This is a genomic window from Amycolatopsis sp. NPDC104775 (genome assembly GCF_055583325.1).
Genome location: NZ_JBVJOE010000008.1, coordinates 399542 through 423104, shown reverse-complemented (window position 1 = coordinate 423104; position 23563 = coordinate 399542). Strand labels below are relative to the sequence as shown.

Genomic DNA, 23563 nt, shown 5'->3' with positions numbered 1-23563 from the left:
GAAAAAACAGGGAGGCCAGAAGACGGACGCCAACAAAGAGCAGAGCGCGGACGGCTCGGGGAACGAGGAGGGCACCCCCCTTCCCCCCCCCCCCCCCTCCTCCCCCCCCCCCGCGCCCGCCTTACTTGCCAGGGCCGAACCCGATCTTGGCCAGTTCGGCCTTGCCCTGCTCGCCGAGAATGAAGTCGGCGAACTGCTTCGCCAGCGCCGCCTGCGGAGCGTTCTTCACCACCGCGATCGGGTACTGGTTCACCGCGCCCGAGGACTCCGGGAAGTCGACCTTGTCCACTTTGCCCGCCGCCGACGTCGCGTCGGTGACATACACCAGGCCGGCGTCGGCGTCGCCCGACTGGACCTTGGCCAGCACCTGCTTGACGTTCGTCTCCTCGCTGACCGGCTTGAGCGTGGTCTTGGTGGTCTGCTCGACCTTCTGTGTGGCCGAACCGCACGGCACCTGCTGCGCGCACACGACCACGTTCAGGCCGGGCTTGGTCAAATCGGCGAAGGTCTTGATGCCCTTCGGATTCCCCTTGGCCACGGCGATCGCGAGCTTGTTGGTGGCGAACACGGTCGGCTGGCCGTCGATGACGCCGTCCTGCACGGCCTTGTCCATGTTCTTCTGATCCGCCGAGGCGAACACGTCGGCCTTGGCTCCGTTGTCCAGCTTCTGCACGAGCGCGGAGGAACCCTCGTAGTCGAAGGTGACCTTGACGCCCGGGTGCGCGGCCTCGAACTGCTTGCCCAGCACGGTGAACGATTCGGTGAGCGAGGCCGCGGCGAACACGGTCAGCGTTCCGCTCGCGCTGCCGGGGGCGGGCGCGGACGCGGAACCCGCACCCGGGTTCGAGCTGGGCTGGTCGCCGGAGCTGCAGGCGGCGGCGGACAACGCGATCGCCGCGGTGGCGGCGAGGGCGAGCTTCTTCATCTGGATCCTTCCGGGGTTTCCACCACGACGGTGGTCGCCTTGACCACGGCGACCGCGAGCACGCCCGGGCGCAGCCCGAGTTCGCGGACCGCCTCGGCGCTCATCAGTGACACCACTCGGTGCGCCCCGCACTGCAGTTCGACCTGCGCCATCACCTTGTCGGTGACGACCTCGGTGACGAGCCCGACGAAGCGGTTGCGGGCGGAGCGGCCGACCGCCGACGGGTCGTCCGGCTCCTGGGCCTGCGCCCGCGCGAACCCGGCGAGCTGAGCGCCGTCGACGACCTTGCGGCCGGCGGCGTCGTCCGTCGCGGTCAGCTGGCCCGCGCGGACCCACCGGCGGACGGTGTCGTCGCTTACGCCGAGCAGGCGAGCGGCCTCGGACAACCGAAATTGCGGCATGGCCGGAACATTATCCCCGCAGATGCGGAAAAGCTATGCGGGCCGCGCATTTTCGCGTAACGCTTCGAGCATTGCGAACTGATAACGCCCGAGAACTTTCCGTTCCTCGGAAGTGAAGTCCGCGAGCACCCCGGCGAGCCGCCGCTCGACTCGCGCGGAGATCGCGCCGAGCCGCTGCGAACCCGCGTCGGTGATCGTCACGAGCACCTTCCGGCGATCGGTCCGGTCGCGTTCGCGCCGCACCAGACCGGCCTTCTCGAGCCGGTCGAGCACCCCGGTCACCGCACCCGTCGACAAGCCGGTGAGCTGCCCAATCCGGCCTGGGGTAAGGGAATCCGTGCTTTGCCCGGCGAGTTCGAGCGCCTGCAGTTCGGTCGCCGAGAGCCCTTCGAGCGCGGCGTCGCGAGCGTGCTGGAGGACGGTGTGCGTGCGCAGCCGAGCCGCGAGCGCCGCGAAGTGAGTCAGCTCACTATTGGTCTCTCCGGTGCTCACCGAGTGCCTCCACATCGGAACCGAGGGTGGTTTCCCCGCTTTTCGCAAGACTGCCTTTTCAGGCCTCGCAAGCTATCCTGAGCGTAATGACAGCAGTACATCTCGGGTTTCCTCGCGTCCCCGGCAACCGAGGCCCCTCCGGCGCGCCCCGTCCCGAGCACCCCGGTCTCGTCGACTCCTTCGGCCGCGTCGCGACCGACCTGCGGGTCTCCCTCACCGACCGCTGCAATCTGCGCTGCACGTACTGCATGCCGGCCGAGGGCCTCGACTGGATGCCGGGCGAGCAGGTCCTCACCGACGACGAACTCGTCCGGCTCATGCGGATCGCGGTGGAAACGCTCGGCGTCACCGACATCCGGCTGACCGGCGGCGAACCGCTGCTGCGCCCGGGCCTGGAAGGGATCATCGAGCGGATCACCGCGCTCGACCCGCGGCCGCGGGTCTCCATGACCACCAACGGGATCGGGCTGGCCAAACGCGCCCCCGGCCTCGTTGCGGCCGGGCTCGACCGGATCAACGTGTCGCTGGACACCATCGACCGCGAGCGCTTCGCCGAACTGACCCGCCGCGACCGGCTGCCGCACGTACTGGCCGGCCTCGCCGCCGCCCGCGACGCCGGACTGTCGCCGGTGAAGATCAACTCCGTCCTGATGCGCGGATACAACGAGCACGAGGCGGTGCCGCTGCTGCGGTTCTGCCTCGAAGAGGGCTACCACCTGCGGTTCATCGAGCAGATGCCGCTGGACGCGCAGCACGGCTGGAACCGCCGCGACATGGTCACCGCCGAGGAGATCCTCGCGATGCTCGGCGAGGCCTTCACCCTCTCCCCGTTCCCCGCTCCCCGCGGCGGAGCGCCCGCCGAGCGCTGGCTGGTCGACGGCGGACCGGGCGACGTGGGCGTGATCGCGTCGGTGACCAGGCCGTTCTGCTCCGCCTGCGAGCGCACCCGGCTGACCGCCGACGGCGCCGTCCGCTCCTGCCTCTTCTCGAACGACGAGACGGACCTGCGCTCCCTCGTGCGCGCGGGCGCGCGCGATGAGGAGGTGGCGGACGCGTGGCGGGCCACGATGTGGCGCAAGCTCGCGGGCCACGAGATCAACGAGGCCGGCTTCGCGCAGCCGATCCGGCCGATGAGCGCGATCGGCGGCTAAGCCCATGACCTCTCCCCAGGCGTCTTCTTCCCCGATGACGATCGTCGTCCGGTACTTCGCCTCGGCGCGGGCCGCGGCGGGCACTGAGGAGGAGAAGGTGGAGCTGGCGGCGGGCACGACGGTCGCCGATGCCGTCCAGACGCTGCGCGAGCTGCACCCCGGGCAACTTTCCCGGGTTCTCGACGCGGCGAGCTTCCTGGTCAACGAGGTGGCGGTCCGCGATCGCGGCCGCGCGCTCAGTGACGGGGCCCGCCTGGACGTCCTCCCGCCGTTCGCCGGCGGATGAGCGCCCGGAAAGCCCCCGTTCACCCGGCTGAACGCGGCGCTGACCGCCGGAGCGGCGGTTTCCGGCCGATTGGTCCGGACCACGGTGAATGGCGGCACTGGCGTGCTGAGCGGTCGATACGCTTTATCCCTACTCTCCGAAGCGTTTCGCTCACGGCGTATTCGCGCAGCTCAAAGAACCACTCGGCGGGCAGTGGCCGACAGTTGACGAGTGGTTTAGAGTGCTCGCCCTTATCTGCCGCGAATGGCCCCTTGACGCGTTATCGACGTGACCCAAGCCTCACGATCCGTGAAATATCTCGGCAAGAAAACGGCCAGATAACGGCGCTCTGACCTGCGAAAACAGGCGGATCGAGACAGGTTGCATGCCGTTACTGTGACGTAGGTCACACCTCGAATGATTTCCGATCACGCCGAGAATTACGTACCGTCGCTTTTCGGTTGGCCCCGACCGACCACGCAACACCGGGAATCCGTAGCGCCCAGCTCTGTCCAACGGATCCCCGGACCCATACCCCGAGCGAAAGCATTTCCGGACAGAGACGAGGGGACGAAGACGGCGCGTCGTGCGACGTCCGCGTCAGCCGCCCGGCAACGGGCGGACGGGCTCCCAACCCGACCCGCAGCAGCAAGCTCGTAGGCGCAGGAAGCGAGAAGTTTTCAGATGTCTTACCGAGGCAAGCACCGCAAGATGTCCGCCGCCACCCGCACCATCGCCCGTGTCGCAGTCGCGGGTATCGCGGTCGGCGCTCCCCTCGCGATCGCCGCGACCCCCGCGTCGGCGACCAACTGGGACGCCATCGCGCAGTGCGAGAGCGGCGGCAACTGGAACACCAACACCGGAAACGGCTACTACGGTGGTCTCCAGTTCACCCAGAGCACCTGGAAGGCCTACGGCGGCACCGGAAGCCCGCAGGGCGCGTCGCGTGAGCAGCAGATCGCTGTCGCCGAGCGCGTGATGCAGGGCCAGGGCCCGGGCGCGTGGCCGGTGTGCAGCAAGAAGGCCGGCAGCTCGGCCTCCGCGCACAAGGCGACCCCGAAGAAGAGCACCACCGCCAAGAAGGCGACCCCGAAGAGCGACGCCCCGAAGAAGCAGGTCACCCAGCCGGTGGCCGCGCTCGTGGCGAACTCCAACCCGAACGGCGACTACACCGTCAAGGCTGGCGACACGCTCTCGAAGATCGCCAAGGAGCACAACATCCAGGGCGGCTACCAGAAGCTGCAGGACCTGAACAAGCAGTACGTGTCGAACGCGAACTTCATCGTGGTCGGCCAGAAGCTCGCCACCAAGTGAACCCTGGCCTCCTCGTGAGGCTGGTTCCGGCGCAGCGGCTGCTGTGACAGAACGCCCGAAGGGCCCCACCGCGTCAAATCCCCTGGCGGTGGGGCCCTTCGTCGTGTCCGGGCTCGGGAGTGTTCATCGCGGTGGACACTCCCGAGGGCGTCAGGGCGAGTTGACCCATTCGTCGGTGCCGTCGGTGAAGTGCTGGTGCTTCCACACCGGAAGCCGCGCCTTCACCTCGTCCACCAGCTCCGCGCAGGCGGTGAACGCCTGGCCGCGGTGCTCGGCGGCGACCGCGCAGGCGAGCGCGACGTCGCCGATCGTCAGCGCGCCGACCCGATGGCTCACCGCCACCGCGCGCACGCCCTTCCAGCGCGCCGCGAGGTCGTTGACCACCTCGGCGAGCACGTCGCGAGCCGTCGGATGGCCCTCGTAGGTCAGATCCCGCACGCCCTTGCCGCCGTCGTGGTCGCGGACCACGCCGGAGAACGTGACCACGGCACCCGCCGCGTCGTCCTCCACCAGCCGCGCGTGTTCCTCGACCGACAGCGGCTGGTCGCTCACGTCCGCTCGCAGGATCCGGACCGCCGGGCCCGCTGGCGCGGCCTCGCGCGGGTGGTCTCCACCGGCGAGCTGGTCCACCGCGTGCCCGAGGATGTCCTCCAGCACCCGCAGACCGTCCTTCACGCCGCCGCTCGACCCCGGCAGGTTCACCACGAGGGTCCGGCCCGCGACTCCCGCCACGCCGCGCGACAAGACAGCCGTGGGCACCTTCGGCAGCCCGGCCGCGCGGATCGCGTCCGCTACGCCGGGCAGCTCGTAGTCCAGCACCGCGCGGGTGACGTCCGGGGTCCGGTCAGTCGGCGAGATGCCGGTGCCGCCGGTCGTGAGGATCACCTGGACGCCGTCGGCCACCGCGGCCCGCAGCGCGACGCCCACCGGATCGCCGTCCTCGACGACGACCGGCGGCGGCACGGCGTAGCCGCGGTCGGCCAGCCAAGCGACGAGCACCGGGCCGGTCTTGTCCTCGTAGACGCCTCGCGCGGCGCGGTTGGAGGCGACGATGACGCGCGCGGTGTTCCTGGCCGCCTCCGCGGAAGAAGGTCCTTCGGCGGTGTTTGTCGCCGCCTCCGGGGAAGAAAGTCCGTCGGCGGGGTTCACGGCCGCTCCCAGGTTCCGGTCTTGCCGCCGTCCTTGCGGAGCAGCCGCACATTGTCGAGCGTCGCGGCCGGGTCGACGGCCTTGATCATGTCGTGCAGCGTCAGCCCGGCGACCGCGACGGCGGTGAGCGCCTCCATCTCGACCCCGGTGACGTCCTTGGTCTTGGCCGTCGCGCTGATATGCACGGCGGTCTCGGCCAGCTCGAACTCCACCTTGACGCCCGACAGCGCGATCTGGTGGCACAACGGGATCAGCTCAGGCACCCGCTTGGCTCCCATGATCCCGGCGATCCGCGCGGTCGCCAGCGCGTCGCCCTTGGGCAGGCCGTTGGCCGAAAGCAGGCCGACGACCTCCGCCGTGGTGTGGACGGTCCCGCCGGCCAGCGCGGTGCGCGCGGACGCGGTCTTGCCGGAGACGTCGACCATCCGGGCAGCGCCGGACTCGTCGACATGGCTGAGTTCACTCACGCCCGCGAGGCTACTGCGCAACTTCGCCCCAAGTGCGTGAGGGGAACCCTGCGGAATCAGGGTTCCCCTCACGGACGGTCGAGCCGGGGGTCAGCTGGCGCGTTCGGCCTTCACCGCGTTGCGCACCGCTTCCGCGACGGCCGGGGCCACCGCGTTGTCGAACACGCTCGGCACGATGAACGACGCGTTGAGCTTGCCGTTGTCCACCACGTCGGCGATCGCGTCGGCGGCGGCCAGCAGCATGTTGTCGTCGATGTTGTGCGCGGCGGCGTCGAGCAGGCCGCGGAAGACGCCCGGGAAGGCCAGGACGTTGTTGATCTGGTTCGGGAAGTCGCTGCGTCCGGTGGCGACGACCGCGGCGTGCTTCTGCGCCTCCAGCGGATCGATCTCCGGGTCCGGGTTGGCCAGCGCGAAGACGACCGCGTCGTCGTTCATCGTGGCGACCTGCTCGGCGCCGAACAGGTTCGGAGCGGAGACGCCGATGAAGACGTCCGCGCCGACCAGCGCGTCGTGCAGGGTGCCGGACTTGCGGTCCTTGTTGGTGTGCTCGGCGATCCAGGTCAGGTTGTCGTCGAGGTTGCCGCGCTCGGGGTAGACAATGCCGTCGATGTCGGCGGCCACGATGTCGCCCGGGTTCTTGCGCAGCAGCAGCCGGATGATCGCCGACCCGGCCGCGCCGACGCCGCTGACCACGATCTTGCAGTCCTCGATGTTCTTCCCGACCACGCGCAGCGCGTTGCGCAGTGCGGCGACCACGACGATCGCGGTGCCGTGCTGGTCGTCGTGGAAGACCGGGATGTCCAGCTGCTCGCGCAGCCGCTTCTCGATCTCGAAGCAGCGCGGCGCGGCGATGTCTTCCAGGTTGATGCCCGCGTACACCGGAGCGAGCGCCTTCGCGATCATGATGATCTCTTCGGTGTCCTGGGTGTCCAGGCAGACCGGCCACGCGTCGACGCCGGCGAACTTCTTGAACAGCGCCGCCTTGCCCTCCATCACCGGCAGCGCGGCGGCCGGGCCGATGTTGCCGAGGCCGAGCACGGCGGAACCGTCGGTGAGCACCGCGACGGTGTTGCGCTTGATGGTCAGCCGGCGCGCGTCCTCGGGGTTCGCGGCGATCGCCTGGCAGACGCGGGCGACGCCCGGCGTGTACGCGCGGGAGAGGTCGTCACGGTTGCGGAGCGCGACCTTGGGGCTGACCTCGATCTTGCCGCCGAGGTGGATCAGGAACGTCCGGTCCGAGACCTTGCGCACCTGCACGCCGGGCAGCGAATCGAGCGCCTGGGTGATGTCCTGCGCGTGGTTTTCCGACAGCGCGTTGGCGCTGATGTCGACCACGATCGTGTCCGCGTGCGATTCGACGACGTCGAACGCCGTCAGCACGCCGCCGACGCGGCCGACCGCGGTGGTGAGATCGCCCGCCGCCGTGGACGAGGCCGGGGCCTCGACCCGGACGGTGATCGAATACCCGGGACCGGGAACCGGCATGACACGTACTCCCCGCAGGTGGTGTGAGTTCGGACGGCTCGAATCTAGTCCGGTGACCCGCGCCACCCGACCCCAACCGGGTGACTGACCAGTAACTTCACGCTCGGGAGCGCCGCCCGCGCGGCGCTCCCGGACGCGGTCCGCAGGTCAGCGGTTGATCTCGGTCTCCGGGTGCACGTACGGCACGGTGTCGAGCGGGAAGGTCAGGTCGCCGAACGGCGAAAGCGCTCCCTGCCGGTCCGAGGACAGCTCGGTCACCGGGTGCTCGCCCGGCTCGCCCGGCCACGTGGGGTCGATGCCCTTGCTCTGCTTGTCGCCCTTCGCCACTGCTTCCTCCGAGGCCCTCGTCCGGCAAACTCGACCACAGTCTGCCCGAACACCGCTCGTGCGCGCGCACCCGCCCGGTATCCTGGGTGTCTATGCCCGCGACCTCTCTGGCGGACTGGCTGCGTGCGGAGTCCGACGACGCACTCGCCGAACTGCTGCGCACACGTCGCGATTTGTCCACCCCTCCGCCGTCCGACACGACCGTGCTCGCCACTCGCGCGGGCACGCCGGGGTCGGTCGCGCGCGCCTGCGAAGACCTCGACACGTTCACCCTCGCGGTGATCGACGCGCTGCTGGTCGCCGGTGCCGATGTCGAGCCGGCGCCGGTGTCCGCGGTGACCGCACTGGTCGGCCACGACGTCAGCGAACCGCTCGCCCGGCTGCGCGCCCGGGCTCTGGTCTGGGGCACCGACGAGGAGCTGCGAGTACCGCCCGCGGCCCGCGACGCACTCGGGCCGTTCCCCGCCGGGCTCGGCGCGTCGTCGCCCGCGCTGGCCGCCACGGACATCGACGCGCGGCTCGCGGAGATCGGCGAAGACGAGCGGGCCGTGCTCACCGCGCTGGCCGCCGGGCCGCCGATCGGCCGCACCCGCGACGCGAGCTTCGACGTCGGGCTGTCCGACGCGGCCACGCCGGTGCAGAAGCTGCTCGCTCGCGGCCTGCTGCTGCGCCGCGACGACCAGACCGTCGAACTGCCCCGCGAACTCGGCCTGCTGCTGCGCGGCGGGCGCGCCTTCGAACCGGACACGCTGGTCGAACCGGAGCTGCCCGTCCATCCACATCGGACGGACACTGTGGACGAAACGGCGGCCGGCGAGGCGATGGAGTTGTTGCGGCAGACGGAATCCCTGCTGCGGATGTGGTCGGATTCGCCGCCGCCGGTACTCAAAGCGGGCGGGCTCGGAGTACGCGAGCTGAAAAAGGTCGCCAAGGATCTCGAAATCGACGAGACCCGCGCGACGCTGCTCGTGGAACTGGTCGTCGGCGCGGGACTCGTCGCGGACAGCGAAAACACCGCCCCCGAGTACGTGCCGACCATGCTCACCGACAGCTGGCTCGCTTCGCCGTCGGTGCAGCGGTGGATGACCCTCGCGCAGGCGTGGCTGGAACTCCCGCGGCTGCCCGGTCTCGCCGGTGGCCGCGACGCGAAGGACAAGCCGATCGCGCCGCTGTCGGAGGAATTGCGCCGTCCGCTCGCTCCGGTTTCGCGGCACCGCGTGCTTTCCGCGCTGGCCGAGCTGAATCCCGGCGCGGGCGTGAAGAGCGTGGACGAACTGGTGGCCGTACTGGCTTGGCGCGCGCCCCGGCGAGGTGGCCGGCTGCGCGACGAAACCGTCCGCTGGACGATGGCCGAGGCGACCGCGCTGGGCCTCGTCGGTCTCGGCGCTCTCACCACCGCCACGCGGCTGCTGCTGGAGGACGACCGCTCCGGCGCCGTCGAAGCAATGCATGACGCACTGCCCGCGCCGGTCGACCACGTGCTGGTGCAAGCCGACCTGACAGTCGTCGCGCCGGGTCCGCTGGAGCCGGAACTGGCGGCGGACATGGCCGCGGTCGCGGACGTCGAATCCGCCGGGCACGCAACGGTTTACCGGATCACCGAACCCTCGGTGCGACGCGCGCTCGACACCGGACGGACCGCGGACGAACTGCACGCGATGTTCCGCGACAAGTCAGCGACCCCGGTGCCGCAAGGACTCACGTACCTGATCGACGACGTCGCCCGCCGCCACGGCCGCTTGCGCGGCGGCACCGCGGGGTCGTTCCTGCGCTGCGACGACGAGGCGCTGCTCGCCGAGGTGCTCGCGAACCCAGTAGCCGCGGAATACGACCTGCGGCTGATCGCGCCCACGGTGCTGATCAGTTCCGCCCCGCTGGCGGAGGTCCTGGAAGCCTTGCGCGGCGCGGGTTTCGCTCCCGCGGCGGAGGGTCCGGACGGCCGGGTCGTCGACCTGCGCCCCACCGGCCGCCGGCTTCCCGCTCGAGCGCGGGCGGCTCGCGCGCGGCCAGGCGAACAGGCGGTGCTGACCGTCGAACAGGCGGCGCGAATCGTGTCGAACCTCCGCGCGGGAGACCAGGCTTCGGCGCGACGACGCGGTTCGACAGTCCGTGCGCCGGGCGGCGGCGGTGCGGACACGACGGCGACGCTGGACCTGTTGTCCCGTGCGACGCTGGAGCAACGCGAGGTGTGGATCGGTTTCGTCGATTCGCGCGGCACGGCGAGCCAGCGGGTGGTGCGCCCGCTGCGGGTCGGCGGCGGAGTGCTGGAAGGCGCGAACCACGAGCGGTATCCGTTGCACCGCATCACTTCCGCCGCGTTGGTCGAGGACTGACCGCGCCGGTCGGAGGTTGCGCGGCCCTGCGTCGAGGGCGGCGGCTGGGGCAGGAATGAAGCGCCCCATGCGGCATCGGGGTGATTTCGGCTGGGTGAGCAGGCGGGGGCGAAGCGGGAGAGCAGGCGAGCGAACCGGGGGCAGGCAGAGCGGGAGAAGCCAAGAGCGGCAACGCCAGAACCGCTTAGAGATTGCGCAGCCCCTGCAACACCCGCTCCATGAACTCCCGCGATGAGCGGTCTCCCAGCACCAGATCGGTCTGGTGCAGCATGACGAGCCCGATGTCGGCCATGTCGCCCACCAGCACCTTCACCACCCCGAGCGGCAGGTGCAGGTGCGCGGCGATCTCGGCGACCGACCGGGTTTCCAGGCACAGATCGCAGATCCGCCGGTGCTCGATCGACCGCACCCCGCGGTAGCGGCGGCCCTCGTCACTGGTGGAGACCAGGGCTTCGAGCGCGAGGTTGTGGTCGGAATGAGTCCGGCCGCGAGTCCGCGCATACGGCCGCACGCGCGATTTCGTCGGCTGCACCGGCGGTTCCGGCTGGCCGGGCTCCTCGTCGGACCAGAAACGGTCCAATTCGGACACTCCGGAAGCCGGGTCGGAGTAGGCGTAGCGGTCCTCGGGCTCTTCGGCCAGCGCGTGCCGGCTGCGGGTGGCCTGTTCGACGTGCTGCCGTTGGTACGCCGAACCTTCCGGCACCACGCGGTCGTCCGAGCCGGGCGAACCGGCGTATTCGTCGAACGAGTACGGGTCGTGCACCGCCGCACGGCTAGGCGCGGGAGGGGGTGACGGTTCTTCCCACCGGTCCTGCCGCGGCTCTTCCCAGTAACCGGATTCGCCGTCCTCGACCCATTCGTAGCCGTCGTCCCAGCTCTCCTCCTGAACCGGCGCGGGAGGCGGGGCCACCGGACGGGGAGCGACCGTCTGCTGCACCGGACGCGGCGCCGGCGCGGGCTCCGGACGCCGCGCGGCAGGCGGCGGCGCGGGCTGAGCATGCCGCGAAGGCTGCGCGGACCGCGCAGGAGGCGAGGTCGGTGCGGACGCGGGAGGCGTAGCCCGCGGCTGCCGATGCGGCAATCGCAGGCTCAGCGAACTCAGCTCGTACCGGCTCGGCGAGTCGAACGACTCCCGCTCCGTGCCTTTGTGGAGGGCGTCCCAGGCGCCCGTGTCCTGGTCTCCGAAACCCGAGATCTTCATCGGCTACCCCAGCACCCCGCCGCCCTGCAGCTGGGCGCGCAGCTCCGGCGTGATCTGCTCGCCGACCCGCTCCACCAGCAGGGTCATCTCGTACGCCACCGTCCCGATGTCGCATGTCGGCGCGGCGAGCACGGCGAGACAGGACCCGTCGGAGACCGACATTAGGAAGAGGTACCCGCGCTCCATCTCGACCACGGTCTGGTTCACGCCGCCCGCCTCGAAGCACCGCGCCGCGCCCTGGGTCAGGCTGATCAGCCCGGACGCCACCGCCGACAGCTGTTCGGCGCGCTCCTGCGGCAACCCCTCCGAAGGCGCGAGCATCAGTCCGTCCGCCGACACCAGCACCGCGTGCGCCGCACCCGGGACCCGGCGCACGAAATCCGAGATCAGCCAGCTGAACGTGCCCTGGTCCGCTGGCCGGTCGGAATCGGTCACTGCCCCTCCAAGCTCCTCGAACGCTGCCGGACGCTCGCTCCCGGCGCGGGAGTCCATCCTCGCCCGGCCGCGGTGAAGTCGTCGTTCCAGCGTATTCACGCACCCGGTCGTGTCGAGCGTGTGCCCGGGCACGGTACGTGTCTGCCGGATGTAACGCCGCGCGTACGCGTGCACAACCACGCATTCGCGGGTCACTCGGTGGTGGCGGCGGCCACCGTGCGCAGCGGGATGTCCGTGCAGGTCACCGCCGGTCCGACGCCCCGATCAGGGGCGGCCGGCCTCGGCCGCGAGGGGGCCGGACTGCTCAACCGGCCCCGCTCGGAGGCACCACTCCCCGAAGCGGGTGAAGACCCTGGAGTTCACTCCAACGGCCGCACCCTGCCGGGGTGGAACGGGAATCTGGGGTCGGCGAAAGCCTCCTTCGCAGCCGGCGACGGGGACCGGAGACGGGGACCTAGCCCGCCCGCAAAGCCGTGTCGTGCGCGATCGCGTGCTGCACGACGGAGATCAGCACCTGCTTCGCCGACTCCCGCTCCCGCGCGTCGCACGCCATGATCGGCACCGACGGCGAGATGGTGAGCGCGTGCCGCACGTCCTCGATCTGGTGGTGCAGCAGCCGGTCGAAGCAGTTGATCGCCACGACGTAGGGCAGCTTCCGGTTCTCGAAGAAGTCGATCGACGGGAACGCGTCGGCGAGCCGGCGCGTGTCCACCAGCACGACCGCGCCGATCGCACCGACGGCGAGGTCGTCCCACATGAACCAGAACCGGTGCTGGCCCGGCGTGCCGAACACGTACAGCACCAGGTCGGAGTCGAGCGAGATCCGGCCGAAGTCCATGGCCACGGTCGTGGTCGACTTGTTCGGCGTGGCCGAGATGTCGTCGTGGCCCACGCTGGCCTCGGTCATCATGGCCTCGGTGGTCAGCGGGTCGATCTCGGAGATCGCCCCGACCAGAGTTGTCTTGCCCGACCCGAACCCGCCCGCGACCACGATCTTGGCCGACGAGGTCGGACCCGTATGCGGTGTGTTCGCGTCGGAGTCAAATTCTCCGAAGCCCACTGAGCACCCTTTCCATGAACTCGATACTGGGGCGGTCGCCCGAATTCGTGCTGCTGCTCGTGTGCACGAGCACCAGGCCGAGGCCCGCCACGTCACCAATCAGCACCCGCACCACGCCGAGCGGCAGCCGCAGCAGCGCGGCCACCTCGGCCACCGACCGGGTGTCGAGGCACAGGTCGCAGATCGACCGGTGCTCCGGCACGCGGACGCGGTCGAGCACCCGGCCCTGTTCGCTCGTCGACACCAGCGCCTCGATCGCGAGGTCGTAGGTCGGCTTCGTGCGCCCTCGGGTGCGGAAGTAAGGCCGGACCAGCCCGGAGGTCTCCACCTCGGCGGGTTCGTCCGCGTATTCGCCGGCCGCCTGCATCGGCAGCGCGGCGGCCAGGTCGTTCGACGGGGAGCTCGGGGGACCCGGCGACCGGTCGCGCTCGGCGCTGAACGCGGCGAACTCGGCCGAGTCGTACAGCGGTCCGCTCGCCCCTCCGAACAGCTCCGAACCGGGCCCGCCGAGCAGCCGCTCGCGGTACCCGGGCACCGCGGTGATGCCCGGCTGCTGCCCGGCGTTGGAATCGGTCAGCCAGTTCGGGGGTTCGCGCACCGGTTCGGAATCCGCGGCGTGGACGTCCCGCGAACGCCATTCGCGGTCGACCCGGTCCCGGAAGGACTTCCAGTCCTCCCGGCTTTGATCCCGATCGCCCCAGCCCCCGGTGTGCTCGTCACCGAGCCGGCCGTCGCCGCGCAAGCGCCCGTCGTCCACGGTTTACTCCTGTAGTCCTAGGTCCGCCTAGCGACGGACCGCAGCGCCCTGCAGTTGTGCCCGCATCTCCGGTGTCAGCTGCTGGCCGACCCGTTCGACCAGCAGAGTCATCTCGTACACCACCAAGCCGATGTCGCTTTCCGGCGAGCCGAGCACCGCGAGGCACGAGCCGTCGGACACCGACATCAGGAAGAGAAACCCGTTCGCCATCTCGACCACGGTCTGCGCGACCGGGCCGCCCTCGAACACCTTCGCCGCCCCGCGCGCGAGGCTGGTCAGCCCCGAGGCGACGGCCGCCAGCTGGTCCGCCCGGTCCTTCGGCAGCCCGCGCGAAGACGCGAGCAGCAGACCGTCGGCCGAGACGACCACCGCGTGCGCCGCACCGGGCACCCGGTGGACGAAGTCCGTGATCAGCCACGCGAAGCTGCTCGCCGCGCTGCCGCCGGCCTGCCTGCCGTTCGGCTGCACCGAGCCGCCTCCCGGCTGCACTCCCGCCCGTGTCACTCTCGCTCCTCACTGCTGTCGCTCACATACCCGGCCCCGGTGACGCGAACCCCGTCGTCGTCGAGCCGGGCTTCCGGCGGCCGCTCCTTCAGTGCGTGCCTGCCGGACTTGTACCCACGCTGGAAGCTTGCCATCCGGCTGCGGGCAGCCGTCGCCGAGCGGGTGATCGCACCCGTTCCGGGCATTCCGGCGGTCGCGTCGGTGAACGAGTTCTGCTGCTGCGCCGGTTCCGGCGCGTTGCCGATCGAGCCGGGGACCAGGTAGGCGTTGGGCACCCGCTTGGGCAGCCCGGCCGGCGTGATCTCCTCGTTCTTGGATTCGAGCAGCGACTGCGCCGCCTGCCAGCCCTCGTCGGAGACGCTGTGCCAGCTGTCGTCCTCCTCCGGCTCGTCGGAACCGGGGTAGAGCGGCGTCGATTCGAGCTTCTCGCTCGCCCGCTCCCTCGGCTCGGCCGGCGTTTCCTCCGGCTCGGCGGCGGGGGCCTCGGCCGGTTCCGGCTCCGGCGCGGCGGATCCGGTCGCGGCGCCCGAGTCGCTGTCCTCGCCCTCGCTGAACCAGCGCGACAGCACCGACTGGTAGATCGGCAGCCGCCGGGTCGGCACGTCGTCCTCGAGCGCGGCGGAACCGTCCGGCTCGGACTGCGGCTGCTGCGCCGGCGTTTCCGGCGCGACGTACTTCGGCTCCCGCTTCGGCAGCACCAGCGGCGGGAATTCGGTCTGCGCCAGGCTCGCGCCCTCGCCGTAGGACTCGCGGGTGAGCGGGGCGAGATCCTCCGCGGTCGGCCACGCCGGGGCCTCCGCCGCGGGCGTCGCCGGGCTGAGGAACGGACCGGCCGCCCGGTTGCCCGCGACGAGGTCGTCGAGGCTGATCGGCTGGTCGAGCGGGACCAGGCCGCCGTTCTCGGACGCCGCGGGCGCGTTCGACGAGCCCGTCGACCCCATCGCCTCGGTGAGCTCGGCGGACGAGGGCGGCGGCGCGAGCGGACGCGGGCTCGGCGGCTCCGGTTCGCGGTTCAGCGGCGGGAGGCTCGGGTGCGAGACCTCGTTGCGGTTCGGCGGCGGCGGGGTGTTCCGCATCGTCGGGGACACGGTCCGAACCTGGGTGAGCAGTTCGGCCGGGACCACGACGCGGGCGATCACGCCGCCCTCGATGTCCTCGTTCTCGCGCAGCCGCACCTCGATGCCGTGCCGCTGGGCCAGCCGCGCGACCACGTACAGACCCATCCGCCGGGTCACCGAGACGTCCAGGTCCGGCGGGTCGGCGAGGCGTTCGTTGACCTCGGCGAGGCGCTCCTCGCTCATCCCGACGCCGTGGTCGGTGACCTGGATCGCCAGCGCCTTCTTGCGCGTGATGACCGCGCGGACGGTGATCTTGGTTTCCGGTTCGGAGAAGTAGGTCGCGTTGTCGAGCAGTTCCGCGAGCACGTGCACGAGGTCGTGGATCGCCAGGCCCTGCACCGCGACCTCGGGCACGATGCCGATCTCGATGCGGGCGTACTGCTCGATCTCCGACACCGCCGCGCCGATCACGTCGGCCGCCGGCACCGGCTTGGGCACCGATTTCGCGAGGCCCGCGCCCGAAAGCACCAGCAGCGATTCGCCGTTGCGGCGCAACCGGGTCGCCAGGTGGTCGAGTTCGAACAGGCTCGCGAGATGGTCCGGGTCCTGCTCGTCGGCCTCGAGCCGGTCGATCACGCCGAGCTGGCGTTCCACCAGCCGCTGCGACCGCCGGGAGAGGTTCACGAAGATGCCGTTGACGTTCTCGCGCAGCAGCGCCTGTTCGGCGGCCATCTTGACCGCCTGTTCGTGCACCACGTCGAACGAGCGCGCCACTTCGCCGATCTCGTCGCGGGTGAGCACCGGAACCGGGTCGACCGCCTTCTTCGAGGCGTTGACCGGGTCCGGGTCGTCCAGGATGGCCTGCACGGTTTCCGGCAGCCGGGTGTAGGCGACGTCCAGCGCGGTCTTCCGCAGCACCCGCAGCGGGCGCAGCATCAGCCGGGCGATGACGAGCATCAGCATCAGCGCGGCGATCAGCGCGGCGAGGACGATGACCCCGCCGACCCACGCCGAACGCACCGCGTTGCTGGCCAGATCGTCGGCCTGCGCGCGCAGCTGGGTCAGCAGGTTGACCTCGACCGCGCGCAGTTTGTCCGCGGCGACGGTGGAGTCCTGGCCGAGCTTGGTGCCGTCGAGGTTGAGCGGCTGGCCCTGCTGCGCGAAGGAGAACGCCTGGGTCTGCAACCGGCGGCGCTCGTCGACCTCGGGGCCGGAGTAGGTGTCGTTGTAGAGCTGGACCTGGTCGCCGGTGGCGTTCGCGAGGAACGCGGTGATCGACGCGTCGCCGCTGGCCTCGGCGGCCCGGGTCTCGTCGATCAGGTTGCCCGGGAAGTTGTCGCGGAACGCGGCGATCTGCAGCGCGGAGTCGCCGCGGAGGATGAACTCCTTCGCCTCGCTGATCGACTGCGTGCTCGTGCCGAGGCGGAGCAGGTCGCGGTCGGTCGTCGCGGTGGAGACCTCGCGGCCGAGCTGGATCAGCGAGTCGAGCACCGAGGAGTAGGTGTCGAGCACCGCGCGGTCGGAGTAGGCCGACGTGGTCATCGCCGCGCGCAGCGGGCGCAGCGCGTCGAGGCGCTGGAGGCCGTGCGCGTAGCGGTCGCTGGCCGCCTGGTTGTCGTTTTCGAGGCTGACCGCGGCGTTGCGCAGGTCGTCGACGTCGCGGTCGACCTTCGCCATCTGCGCGTCGAGGCCGGTCTGGCGCAGCGGGTCGCCGGAGGAAATCCGGACCACGGCCAGCGCGCGCTCGCGCTGCAGGTCGTGCACCACCGCGGTGACCTTCTCGGCGAAGGCGACCTGGTTGGCGGTGTGGTTGAGGTCGACCGCCGACCGCACGTCGTCGACCACGCGCAGGACACCGAGCACCAGCGCGGTGACCGTGGGGATGAGGAGAATGAGCGCGAGCTTGGACCGCAATCGCCAGTTGCCGAGCGCGAGCCAGGACCGCTGCTGCGCGGTCCCCGCGTTTTCCCGAGCGGAGGCCTCCCCTGCCCCCGCGGTGTCTTCGTTCGGCACCGCCGCACCACCGTCCGGGCCCGAGGGGCCCGTTGATTCCGAACCTGCCGTGCTCGTGGCCACTACGCGCACGCTCCCGGCTGGTCATCCGCCACCTGAGTGGTCTGGACCGCGACCCGGACTGTTACACCCTTCCGAGTGAAAAGATCGACTTCACGGTGCGACTGCCCGTCGCCTCGGGCGCGGAATCGGTTCAGGTCTGGCATGACGTTCGGTCCCCGCACGTGGTCGATCTCTTAGTCCGTTCGGCCGAGGCCACCCTGCACCGGCTCGTCGCCGGCGTGCGCGGAGAGCCTTTTCGCAAGTCCTGCTCTCACTACATCGGTGGTCCACACCTCACATTGCAGGAGCAGAGGGTAGCGAACGCCTGGCCCATTTGTAACCCTCCAGAAGTTGCCCGGAGAGCACCCAGGCAGCGGATCAAGGCCCATCGGGCACCCACTGGTCGTTCACGCACCTCGACATACCAGCGGATTCGATCACCTGATCGAGTGATCAGTACCACTTCTGAATCGTATATGAACACCCATTGTGAGTGATCGTGCTGGTTCTCTACAGTAGCCGCGTGACTCCGGACAATGAGCCACCTTCCCCCCGCGTCCATCCCAGACGCGGGCCCATTTGCTAGGAGCGACCTTGTTTGATGAAGCGGTGAGCGGCCGGCGCGGTTACGGCAGGCGCGGGTTCCTGTCGCTGGCGATGGCGGGCGGTGTCGCACTGACCGCCAGCGGCTGCGGCTTGCTGGGCGGATCGGACAGTTCGAGCAGTTCGAACGGCGGCTCCGGGGTCGAGAAGGCCAAGATCAAGGTCTCGATCATGCCGACGATCGACGTGGTGCCCTTCCACCTCGCGGTCCAGAACGGCTACTTCAAGAACGAGGGGCTCGAGGTCGAAGCCGTCGACGCGGCCAGCGGTGACGCCTCGCTGCAGAAACTGCAGGCGGGCGAGGTAGACATCGCCTACGCGAGCTACACGCCGTTCTTCATCGCCAAGAGCAAGGGCGCCGCGGACATCAAGCTCGTCGCCGACGCCTCCTCGGCGGGGCCGAAGAGCACCGAGGTCGTGGCGATGCCGAACAGCAACATCAAGACCGTGCGCGACCTGGCGGGCAAGAAGATCGCGATCACCGCGACCAACACCATTTGCGACACCCTCACCAAGTCGGTCATGCGCGACAACGGCGTGAGCTTCAACGAAGTGCAGTGGGTTTCGATGCGGTTCCCGGACATCGGCCCCGCGGTCAAGCGCGGCAACGTCGACGCGGGCTTCCTGACCGAGCCGTTCATCACGCAGTCGGCGAAGGTCAACGGGACGGTCGAGGTCGTCGACACCGCTTCCGGCGGCACCAAGGACTTCCCGACCGCGGGCTACGGCTCGCTCGGCAAGTTCACCGACGCCAACCCGAAGACCGTCGCGGCTTTCCAGCGCGCGATGCTGCGCGCCACCAAGGAATCGGCCGACCGGGCGAAGATCGAACCGCTGATGATCCAGTTCTCGAAGGTGGACGAGGCGACCGCGAAGATCACGAACCTGCTGACCTTCCAGTCCACTTTGGACGCACGGCGCATCCAGCGGGTGCCGGACCTGCTGCAGCAGTTCGGTTCCATCCAGTCGAAGATCGACGTCCAGTCGATGATCGTCCCGCAGGCGAACGCGTCCTGACGTGCGCCTCGTCCGGAACCTGACCGGCCTGCTCGGCTTCCTCCTGATCTGGGAGGCCGTCGTGCGGGCCGGTCTGATCGACCAGAACGACCTTCCCCCGCCGACCGTGGTGTTCGCCCGGATCGGCGAACTGCTCGGCGACGTCGAATTCGTCCGCGACGTGATCGCCTCGGTGCTCGCGTGGCTGATCGCGCTGCTCATCTCGATCGCCATCGCGGTCCCCGCCGGTCTGCTGCTCGGCAGCGTCCGCTGGCTGCGCGACGCGACCAAGGCGATCGTCGAATTCCTGCGGCCGATTCCTTCCGTGGCACTGATTCCGCTGGTGCTGATCGTCATCGGCGGCGGCCCGGAAGCGAAGATCACGCTGGCCGTGTACGCCGCGGTGTGGCCGATTCTCTTCAACACCATTTACGCGCTGGCTGAAATCGATCCGCTGCTGCTGGAAACCGCGCGCACGTACGGAACTCCGCGTTCGCGGGTGCTGACGTCGGTCGCGCTGCCGCACGCCGCGCCGTTCGTGTTCACCGGAATCCGGCTGTCCGCGGCGATTTCGCTGATCCTGGTGATCAGCACGGAATTCCTGGCCGGGGCGAAACTCGGCATCGGGCAGTTCGTGCTCGAAGCCAGTTCCGGACCAGGCCGGATGGATCTGGTGCTCGCCGGAACGGTGGTCGCCGGGCTGCTCGGCTACCTCGTGAACGAGGGCCTGGAACGACTGGGCAATCGGCTGTTCCGCTGGAGCAGCGCTGTCGAAGGAGCCGCCGCGTGAGTGTGGTCGAGAAGCCCTCCACCGTCACGCGCCGGGTGAGCCGCGGCCTCAGCGGGTTCGCCCGCAAGTGGCTGCTGTTCGCGATTCTGGTGGTGCTGTGGGAGATCGCGACGCAGCTGAGCGAGAGCGTGTTCTTCCCGCCGCCGTCGAAGATCGCCGCCGCGGCCGCGAAACTGTGGTTCTCCGGACCGGCTTCGCACCTGTTCCTCGGCGACGCGGTGTTCGATCACATCCTGCCAAGCCTCGGCAGGCTGCTCGGGGGCTGGCTGCTGGCGGTGGTGATCGGCGTCGCGCTCGGCACCGCGCTCGGCCGCTCGCGCACCGGGATGGACTACGTGGGGCCGCTGTTCGCGTTCTTCCGCGCCATTCCGCCGCCCGCGCTGGTGCCGGTGTTCATCATCCTGTTCGGCATCGGACCGGGCATGCAGACCGCGACGATCATCTTCAGCTCGTTGTGGCCGGTGCTGATGAACACAGTGGACGGAGTCCGCTCGGTCGACAAGGTCAAAGTCGAGACGGCCCGCGCGTTCCGCACGCCGAAGCGGTACTGGATCGGGCTGGTCGTGCTGCCCTCGGCGCTGCCGAAGATCTTCGCCGGGCTTCGGGTGTCGCTTTCGATCGCGTTGATCCTGATGGCGATCTCCGAACTGGTGGGGGCGCTCAACGGCATCGGCTACGCGCTGCTCGCCGCCCAGCGCTCGTACGACTTCGACCAGATGTGGGCGTGGATCGTGCTGCTGGGCATCCTCGGGTACGGGTTCAACGCCGCGCTGCTCGGCATCGAACGCCGGGTGCTCGGCTGGCAGCCCGGCCGGAACTAGGAAGGTTTTCCCCTTATGTCGACCATGCTCGAGGTCTCCGGCCTCAGCCACCGCTACGGCAGCGGCGAGTCCGCGCACGTCGCGGTCAACGAACTGTCGTTCACGGTCGAGGCCGGGCAGCTGGCGTGCATCGTCGGCCCGTCCGGCTGCGGCAAGTCCACGCTGCTGCGCGCGATCGCCGGCCTGATCCCGCCGAGCGCGGGCACGGTGAGCCTGCACGGCGACCGCGTCACCTCGGTGCCGGACGATCTCGCCGTGGTGTTCCAGGACTACAGCCGTTCCCTGTTCCCGTGGCTGTCGGTCGCGAAGAACGTGGAATTCCCGCTGCGCTGGACCAAACTGGACAAGGCGACCCGGCGCGCCCGGGCCACCGAGGCACTCGAAGCCGTCGGCCTTTCCGCCGCAGTGAACAAGTACCCCTGGCAGCTGTCCGGCGGCATGCAGCAACGGGTCTCGATCGCCCGCGCGCTGGCGAGCCGTCCGGCGCTGCTGCTGATGGACGAGCCGTTCGCGTCGGTGGACGCGCAGACGCGGTTCGAGCTGGAGGACCTGCTGCGCCGGGTCCAGGTCGAGCAGGGCACGACGGTTTTGCTGGTGACGCACGACATCGACGAGAGCGTGTACCTGGGCGACCGGGTGCTGGTGCTGTCGAAGTCGCCCGCGCGGATCGTGGCGGATTTGAAGGTGGACCTGCCCGCGCAGCGGGACCAGATCACCACGCGGGAATCGGCGGAGTTCGTTTCGCTGCGCGGCGAAGTGGCCCGCCTGCTGCACGGCCCGGCGGTGCAGGCGGCGGCTGATCTGGCGGAACAGGAGGCGGCGGAGGCCGCTGCCGCGTCCGAGGTCGAAGCTGTGGCTTCGGAGAAGAATTAGTCACAGCTTCGGGAACCACACCGAGACATCGGCGAGTGCGTCGAGGGTTTCGGAATCGAGTTTTCCGGCGGCGGTTTCGGTCTCGGCGACCACCATCGCCCGACCGTCCACCCGCGACTGGAAATGGTGCCCGGAGAACTTCACGCCGTCGAGGCCGAGCAGGGCAGCGCCAAGGGGTTTGATGTCCCCGCTGCCCTGCACCTCTTCGACCTTCTCGCAGCCCTCGGCGTCGCTCTTCTTCGGAAACCCCACGCGGGCAACGGAAATCACCGCGGCGTTGCCGTGCCCGTCGCCGACGGCGAAGAGGTTCCGGTCCAATGAGGTGCAGCGGTGCTGTGCGAGGTACTCGCGGACGCGGTCGGTGGAGTTCAGCAGGCAGTCGATCTCGTGTCTCGCCGCTTGCTTGAGCTGTTTGAGCTTGAAACGGCTGAAGGTTTCGTCCTTACGGCCTCGCTGAGCGGACTTCTTGCCCTCGGCCTTGCGCGTCTGGAGACTCCGGCCGGGCAGGGAATCCGCGACGTCTCCGGCGAGGTTTCCGGGCAACGCTTCCGCCGCGCCGGAGTCCACGCTCGCCGCGCCGCCGAGTCCGGCCGCGGTTCCGCCGCCGACGGCAGCGACGACCGCCACTCCTGCCACGAAGACCTTCGCCCCGCCGCCCTCGTTTATCGGGACGACTCTCCCGTCCTTAAGCGTGCGGAATTTCTGCTTCGCCACTCGCTGCCCCTCCCCTGGACACCAAGACCGAAGCGGTCAAGATAGCCCCTGAGCAGCGAAAACTCACCCGGTTCGGACCGGGTTCACTCATTCAGCCCTTGGCCCGGGAGTCCGGCCCAGTCTCGTCCGGACCGATCTCCGGCAGCGTCCGCACGCCCAGCACGTTCGCCCCGACGAGCTTGCGGGTCGCCAGGTTGCCCATCGGCATGAACGTGCTCGCCTGCACGTCCCGCCACATCCGTTCGAACGGCAGCGCCTTCGTGTAGGACATGCCGCCCAGTGCATCGACCAGCCGCTGCATCACCTGGACCGCGTTGTTCGCCGCCGTGTACTTCACCACCGCGCTGCGGGCCACGCCGTCCTGGATGTCTCCGGTGAACAGGCGGCGGCTGGTCACCTCGTCGGCCTGGCGGTAAATCAGCGCCCGGGAGCTTTCCAGCAGGATCTGGCATTCGCCGATCACGTCCTGCAGCACTGGATCCTCGGCCTTGCCGCGCTGGATCAGCGTTTGCACGGTCCAGTCCAGCGCGCCAGCCGCGATTCCCGTGTAGACCGCCGAGAACGCGGGCATCGCCCAGGCCCACACGGTTTCCAGCACGCGCGAGTCGAGGTGTTTCACCGGCAGCGAGTGCACGACCGCGGCGTCCTCGACGAACACCTTGTCCAGTTCGACGTCGTTGCTCTGGGTGCCGCGCATGCCCATGGTGTTCCACGTCTGGTGGATCGTGACGCCGGGCTGGTCCAGCGCGATCTGGCACAGCAGCAGCCGCGGGCCGCCGTCGGCTTCCTCGTAGCGGGCGGTGGTCGAGCAGTGCGTGGCGACCGCCGAGTTGGTCGCGAAGCTCTTGCGGCCAGTCAACTCGAAGCCGCCTTCGACGCGGACGGCGCGGGTTTTCGCGTCCGTCATGTCGTTGCGCAGGCCAGGTTCGCTGGTGATCGACGCCCAGATCAGCTCGCCGTCCACCGCTTTGCGCAGCAGTTCCGCCAGCCGGGGAGCCTTCGTCCGCCGCCAGACGCTCGCCCACTGTCCCAGCGGCGACAGGTGCATCGTGAACGCCAGCGCGGTCGCGCCGTCGCCCATCGCCAGCCGTTCCAGCACCGGCAGGATTTCCGGCAGCCCGGCGCCGTAGCCGCCCAGTTCTTCCGGGACCGACAATCGCAGGAAGCCCGCTTCCCGCAGGTCGTCGTAGTTCTGGTGCGGGAAGGTGTTGTCCCGGTCGTGCTCGGCCGCGCGCTCGGCGAACATGTCCGCGAGCTTGGCGGCGCGGTCGACGAGGGCCTGCTGCTTAGGCGTCAGGAGAGGCTGCACCCGGCCATCAAAACAGCGTCGCGGATCTTGGTCAATCAGCCAAACGCACGTCGGTGCCCGCCCCGGTTCGCACCGGGA

General features: G+C 69.8%; 23 protein-coding genes. 8 read left to right on the top strand and 15 right to left on the bottom strand.

Going from position 1 to position 23563, the window contains the following annotated elements; genetic code table 11:
- Positions 1-121: 121 nt before the first annotated feature.
- The 3 genes from modA to ACZ63D_RS32565 are packed head-to-tail and all read right to left on the bottom strand — an operon-like array spanning position 122 to position 1818.
- Positions 122-925, bottom strand: a complete 804-nt coding sequence (modA, locus tag ACZ63D_RS32575) for a molybdate ABC transporter substrate-binding protein (protein WP_465358173.1) — start codon at positions 923-925, stop codon at positions 122-124.
- Entirely contained in the window at positions 922-1326 is a 405-nt protein-coding gene (locus tag ACZ63D_RS32570) for a TOBE domain-containing protein (protein ID WP_465358172.1), read from the bottom strand. The genes modA and ACZ63D_RS32570 overlap by 4 nt, the downstream gene beginning before the upstream one ends.
- A 33-nt stretch (positions 1327-1359) precedes the next feature.
- A complete protein-coding gene (locus tag ACZ63D_RS32565; RefSeq protein ID WP_465358171.1) occupies positions 1360-1818 on the bottom strand; it encodes a MarR family winged helix-turn-helix transcriptional regulator in 459 nt (152 codons plus the stop codon).
- An 86-nt stretch (positions 1819-1904) separates the two neighbouring features.
- Between ACZ63D_RS32565 and moaA the strand changes: the two genes are divergently transcribed.
- The 3 genes from moaA to ACZ63D_RS32550 all read left to right on the top strand — a co-directional run bounded on the left by moaA (position 1905) and on the right by ACZ63D_RS32550 (position 4548).
- Entirely contained in the window at positions 1905-2969 is a 1065-nt protein-coding gene (moaA, locus tag ACZ63D_RS32560; RefSeq protein ID WP_465358170.1) for a GTP 3',8-cyclase MoaA, read from the top strand.
- Between the two features lie 34 nt (positions 2970-3003).
- Positions 3004-3255 carry a MoaD/ThiS family protein gene (locus ACZ63D_RS32555; protein ID WP_465358169.1) on the top strand — a complete coding sequence of 84 codons (252 nt, stop codon included), beginning with the start codon at positions 3004-3006 and terminating at the stop codon, positions 3253-3255.
- A gap of 663 nt (positions 3256-3918) precedes the next feature.
- Positions 3919-4548: a transglycosylase family protein gene (locus ACZ63D_RS32550; protein ID WP_465358168.1), complete on the top strand. Its 630-nt coding sequence runs from the start codon at positions 3919-3921 to the stop codon at positions 4546-4548.
- A gap of 150 nt (positions 4549-4698) precedes the next feature.
- Here the strand turns inward: ACZ63D_RS32550 and ACZ63D_RS32545 are convergent, their stop codons facing one another.
- From ACZ63D_RS32545 to ACZ63D_RS32530, 4 genes are all read right to left on the bottom strand, one after another.
- The gene (locus tag ACZ63D_RS32545) at positions 4699-5601 is read right to left on the bottom strand and encodes a molybdenum cofactor biosynthesis protein MoaE (protein WP_465358191.1); all 903 of its coding nucleotides are present in this window, start codon (positions 5599-5601) and stop codon (positions 4699-4701) included.
- A gap of 92 nt (positions 5602-5693) precedes the next feature.
- Complete coding sequence (gene moaC, locus ACZ63D_RS32540; RefSeq protein ID WP_078560995.1) at positions 5694-6164, bottom strand: cyclic pyranopterin monophosphate synthase MoaC; 471 nt, start codon at positions 6162-6164, stop codon at positions 5694-5696.
- A 90-nt stretch (positions 6165-6254) separates the two neighbouring features.
- On the bottom strand, positions 6255-7649 hold the full coding sequence (locus tag ACZ63D_RS32535; RefSeq protein WP_465358167.1) for an NAD-dependent malic enzyme: 1395 nt from the start codon (positions 7647-7649) through the stop codon (positions 6255-6257).
- Positions 7650-7796: 147 nt separating this feature from the next.
- Positions 7797-7976 carry a hypothetical protein gene (locus ACZ63D_RS32530; RefSeq protein ID WP_409184729.1) on the bottom strand — a complete coding sequence of 60 codons (180 nt, stop codon included), beginning with the start codon at positions 7974-7976 and terminating at the stop codon, positions 7797-7799.
- Between the two features lie 92 nt (positions 7977-8068).
- Here ACZ63D_RS32530 and ACZ63D_RS32525 point away from each other — a divergent pair, with 92 nt between their 5' ends.
- Positions 8069-10309 (top strand): helicase-associated domain-containing protein, encoded by a 2241-nt coding sequence (locus tag ACZ63D_RS32525; RefSeq protein ID WP_465358166.1) that lies wholly within the window; start codon positions 8069-8071, stop codon positions 10307-10309.
- A gap of 184 nt (positions 10310-10493) precedes the next feature.
- On the opposite strand, the gene ACZ63D_RS32520 is transcribed toward ACZ63D_RS32525, so the two are convergent.
- The 6 genes from ACZ63D_RS32520 to ACZ63D_RS32495 all read right to left on the bottom strand — a co-directional run bounded on the left by ACZ63D_RS32520 (position 10494) and on the right by ACZ63D_RS32495 (position 17337).
- Positions 10494-11510: a DUF742 domain-containing protein gene (locus ACZ63D_RS32520; RefSeq protein ID WP_465358165.1), complete on the bottom strand. Its 1017-nt coding sequence runs from the start codon at positions 11508-11510 to the stop codon at positions 10494-10496.
- 3 nt (positions 11511-11513) lie between these two features.
- Positions 11514-12002: a roadblock/LC7 domain-containing protein gene (locus ACZ63D_RS32515; RefSeq protein WP_465358190.1), complete on the bottom strand. Its 489-nt coding sequence runs from the start codon at positions 12000-12002 to the stop codon at positions 11514-11516.
- A gap of 397 nt (positions 12003-12399) precedes the next feature.
- Positions 12400-13005, bottom strand: a complete 606-nt coding sequence (locus ACZ63D_RS32510) for a GTP-binding protein (RefSeq protein WP_465358164.1) — start codon at positions 13003-13005, stop codon at positions 12400-12402.
- Positions 12986-13762 carry a DUF742 domain-containing protein gene (locus ACZ63D_RS32505; protein WP_465358163.1) on the bottom strand — a complete coding sequence of 259 codons (777 nt, stop codon included), beginning with the start codon at positions 13760-13762 and terminating at the stop codon, positions 12986-12988. The genes ACZ63D_RS32510 and ACZ63D_RS32505 overlap by 20 nt, the downstream gene beginning before the upstream one ends.
- A gap of 27 nt (positions 13763-13789) precedes the next feature.
- Positions 13790-14266, bottom strand: a complete 477-nt coding sequence (locus ACZ63D_RS32500; protein ID WP_369871052.1) for a roadblock/LC7 domain-containing protein — start codon at positions 14264-14266, stop codon at positions 13790-13792.
- Entirely contained in the window at positions 14263-17337 is a 3075-nt protein-coding gene (locus tag ACZ63D_RS32495; protein ID WP_465358162.1) for a sensor histidine kinase, read from the bottom strand. The genes ACZ63D_RS32500 and ACZ63D_RS32495 overlap by 4 nt, the downstream gene beginning before the upstream one ends.
- A gap of 699 nt (positions 17338-18036) precedes the next feature.
- On the opposite strand from ACZ63D_RS32495, the gene ACZ63D_RS32490 reads away from it, so the two are divergent.
- From ACZ63D_RS32490 to ACZ63D_RS32475, 4 genes are read left to right on the top strand one after another with little or no spacing between them, the layout of a single operon-like run.
- Complete coding sequence (locus ACZ63D_RS32490; RefSeq protein ID WP_465358189.1) at positions 18037-18999, top strand: ABC transporter substrate-binding protein; 963 nt, start codon at positions 18037-18039, stop codon at positions 18997-18999.
- 1 nt (position 19000) lies between these two features.
- Positions 19001-19768: an ABC transporter permease gene (locus ACZ63D_RS32485; RefSeq protein ID WP_465358161.1), complete on the top strand. Its 768-nt coding sequence runs from the start codon at positions 19001-19003 to the stop codon at positions 19766-19768.
- Positions 19765-20589 carry an ABC transporter permease gene (locus ACZ63D_RS32480; RefSeq protein WP_465358160.1) on the top strand — a complete coding sequence of 275 codons (825 nt, stop codon included), beginning with the start codon at positions 19765-19767 and terminating at the stop codon, positions 20587-20589. The genes ACZ63D_RS32485 and ACZ63D_RS32480 overlap by 4 nt, the downstream gene beginning before the upstream one ends.
- 15 nt (positions 20590-20604) lie before the next feature.
- Entirely contained in the window at positions 20605-21462 is an 858-nt protein-coding gene (locus ACZ63D_RS32475; protein WP_465358159.1) for an ABC transporter ATP-binding protein, read from the top strand.
- On the opposite strand, the gene ACZ63D_RS32470 is transcribed toward ACZ63D_RS32475, so the two are convergent.
- Both ACZ63D_RS32470 and ACZ63D_RS32465 read right to left on the bottom strand, forming a co-directional pair.
- Positions 21463-22176 (bottom strand): hypothetical protein, encoded by a 714-nt coding sequence (locus ACZ63D_RS32470; protein ID WP_465358158.1) that lies wholly within the window; start codon positions 22174-22176, stop codon positions 21463-21465.
- A gap of 91 nt (positions 22177-22267) precedes the next feature.
- Complete coding sequence (locus tag ACZ63D_RS32465; RefSeq protein ID WP_465358157.1) at positions 22268-23485, bottom strand: acyl-CoA dehydrogenase family protein; 1218 nt, start codon at positions 23483-23485, stop codon at positions 22268-22270.
- Positions 23486-23563: the final 78 nt, after the last annotated feature.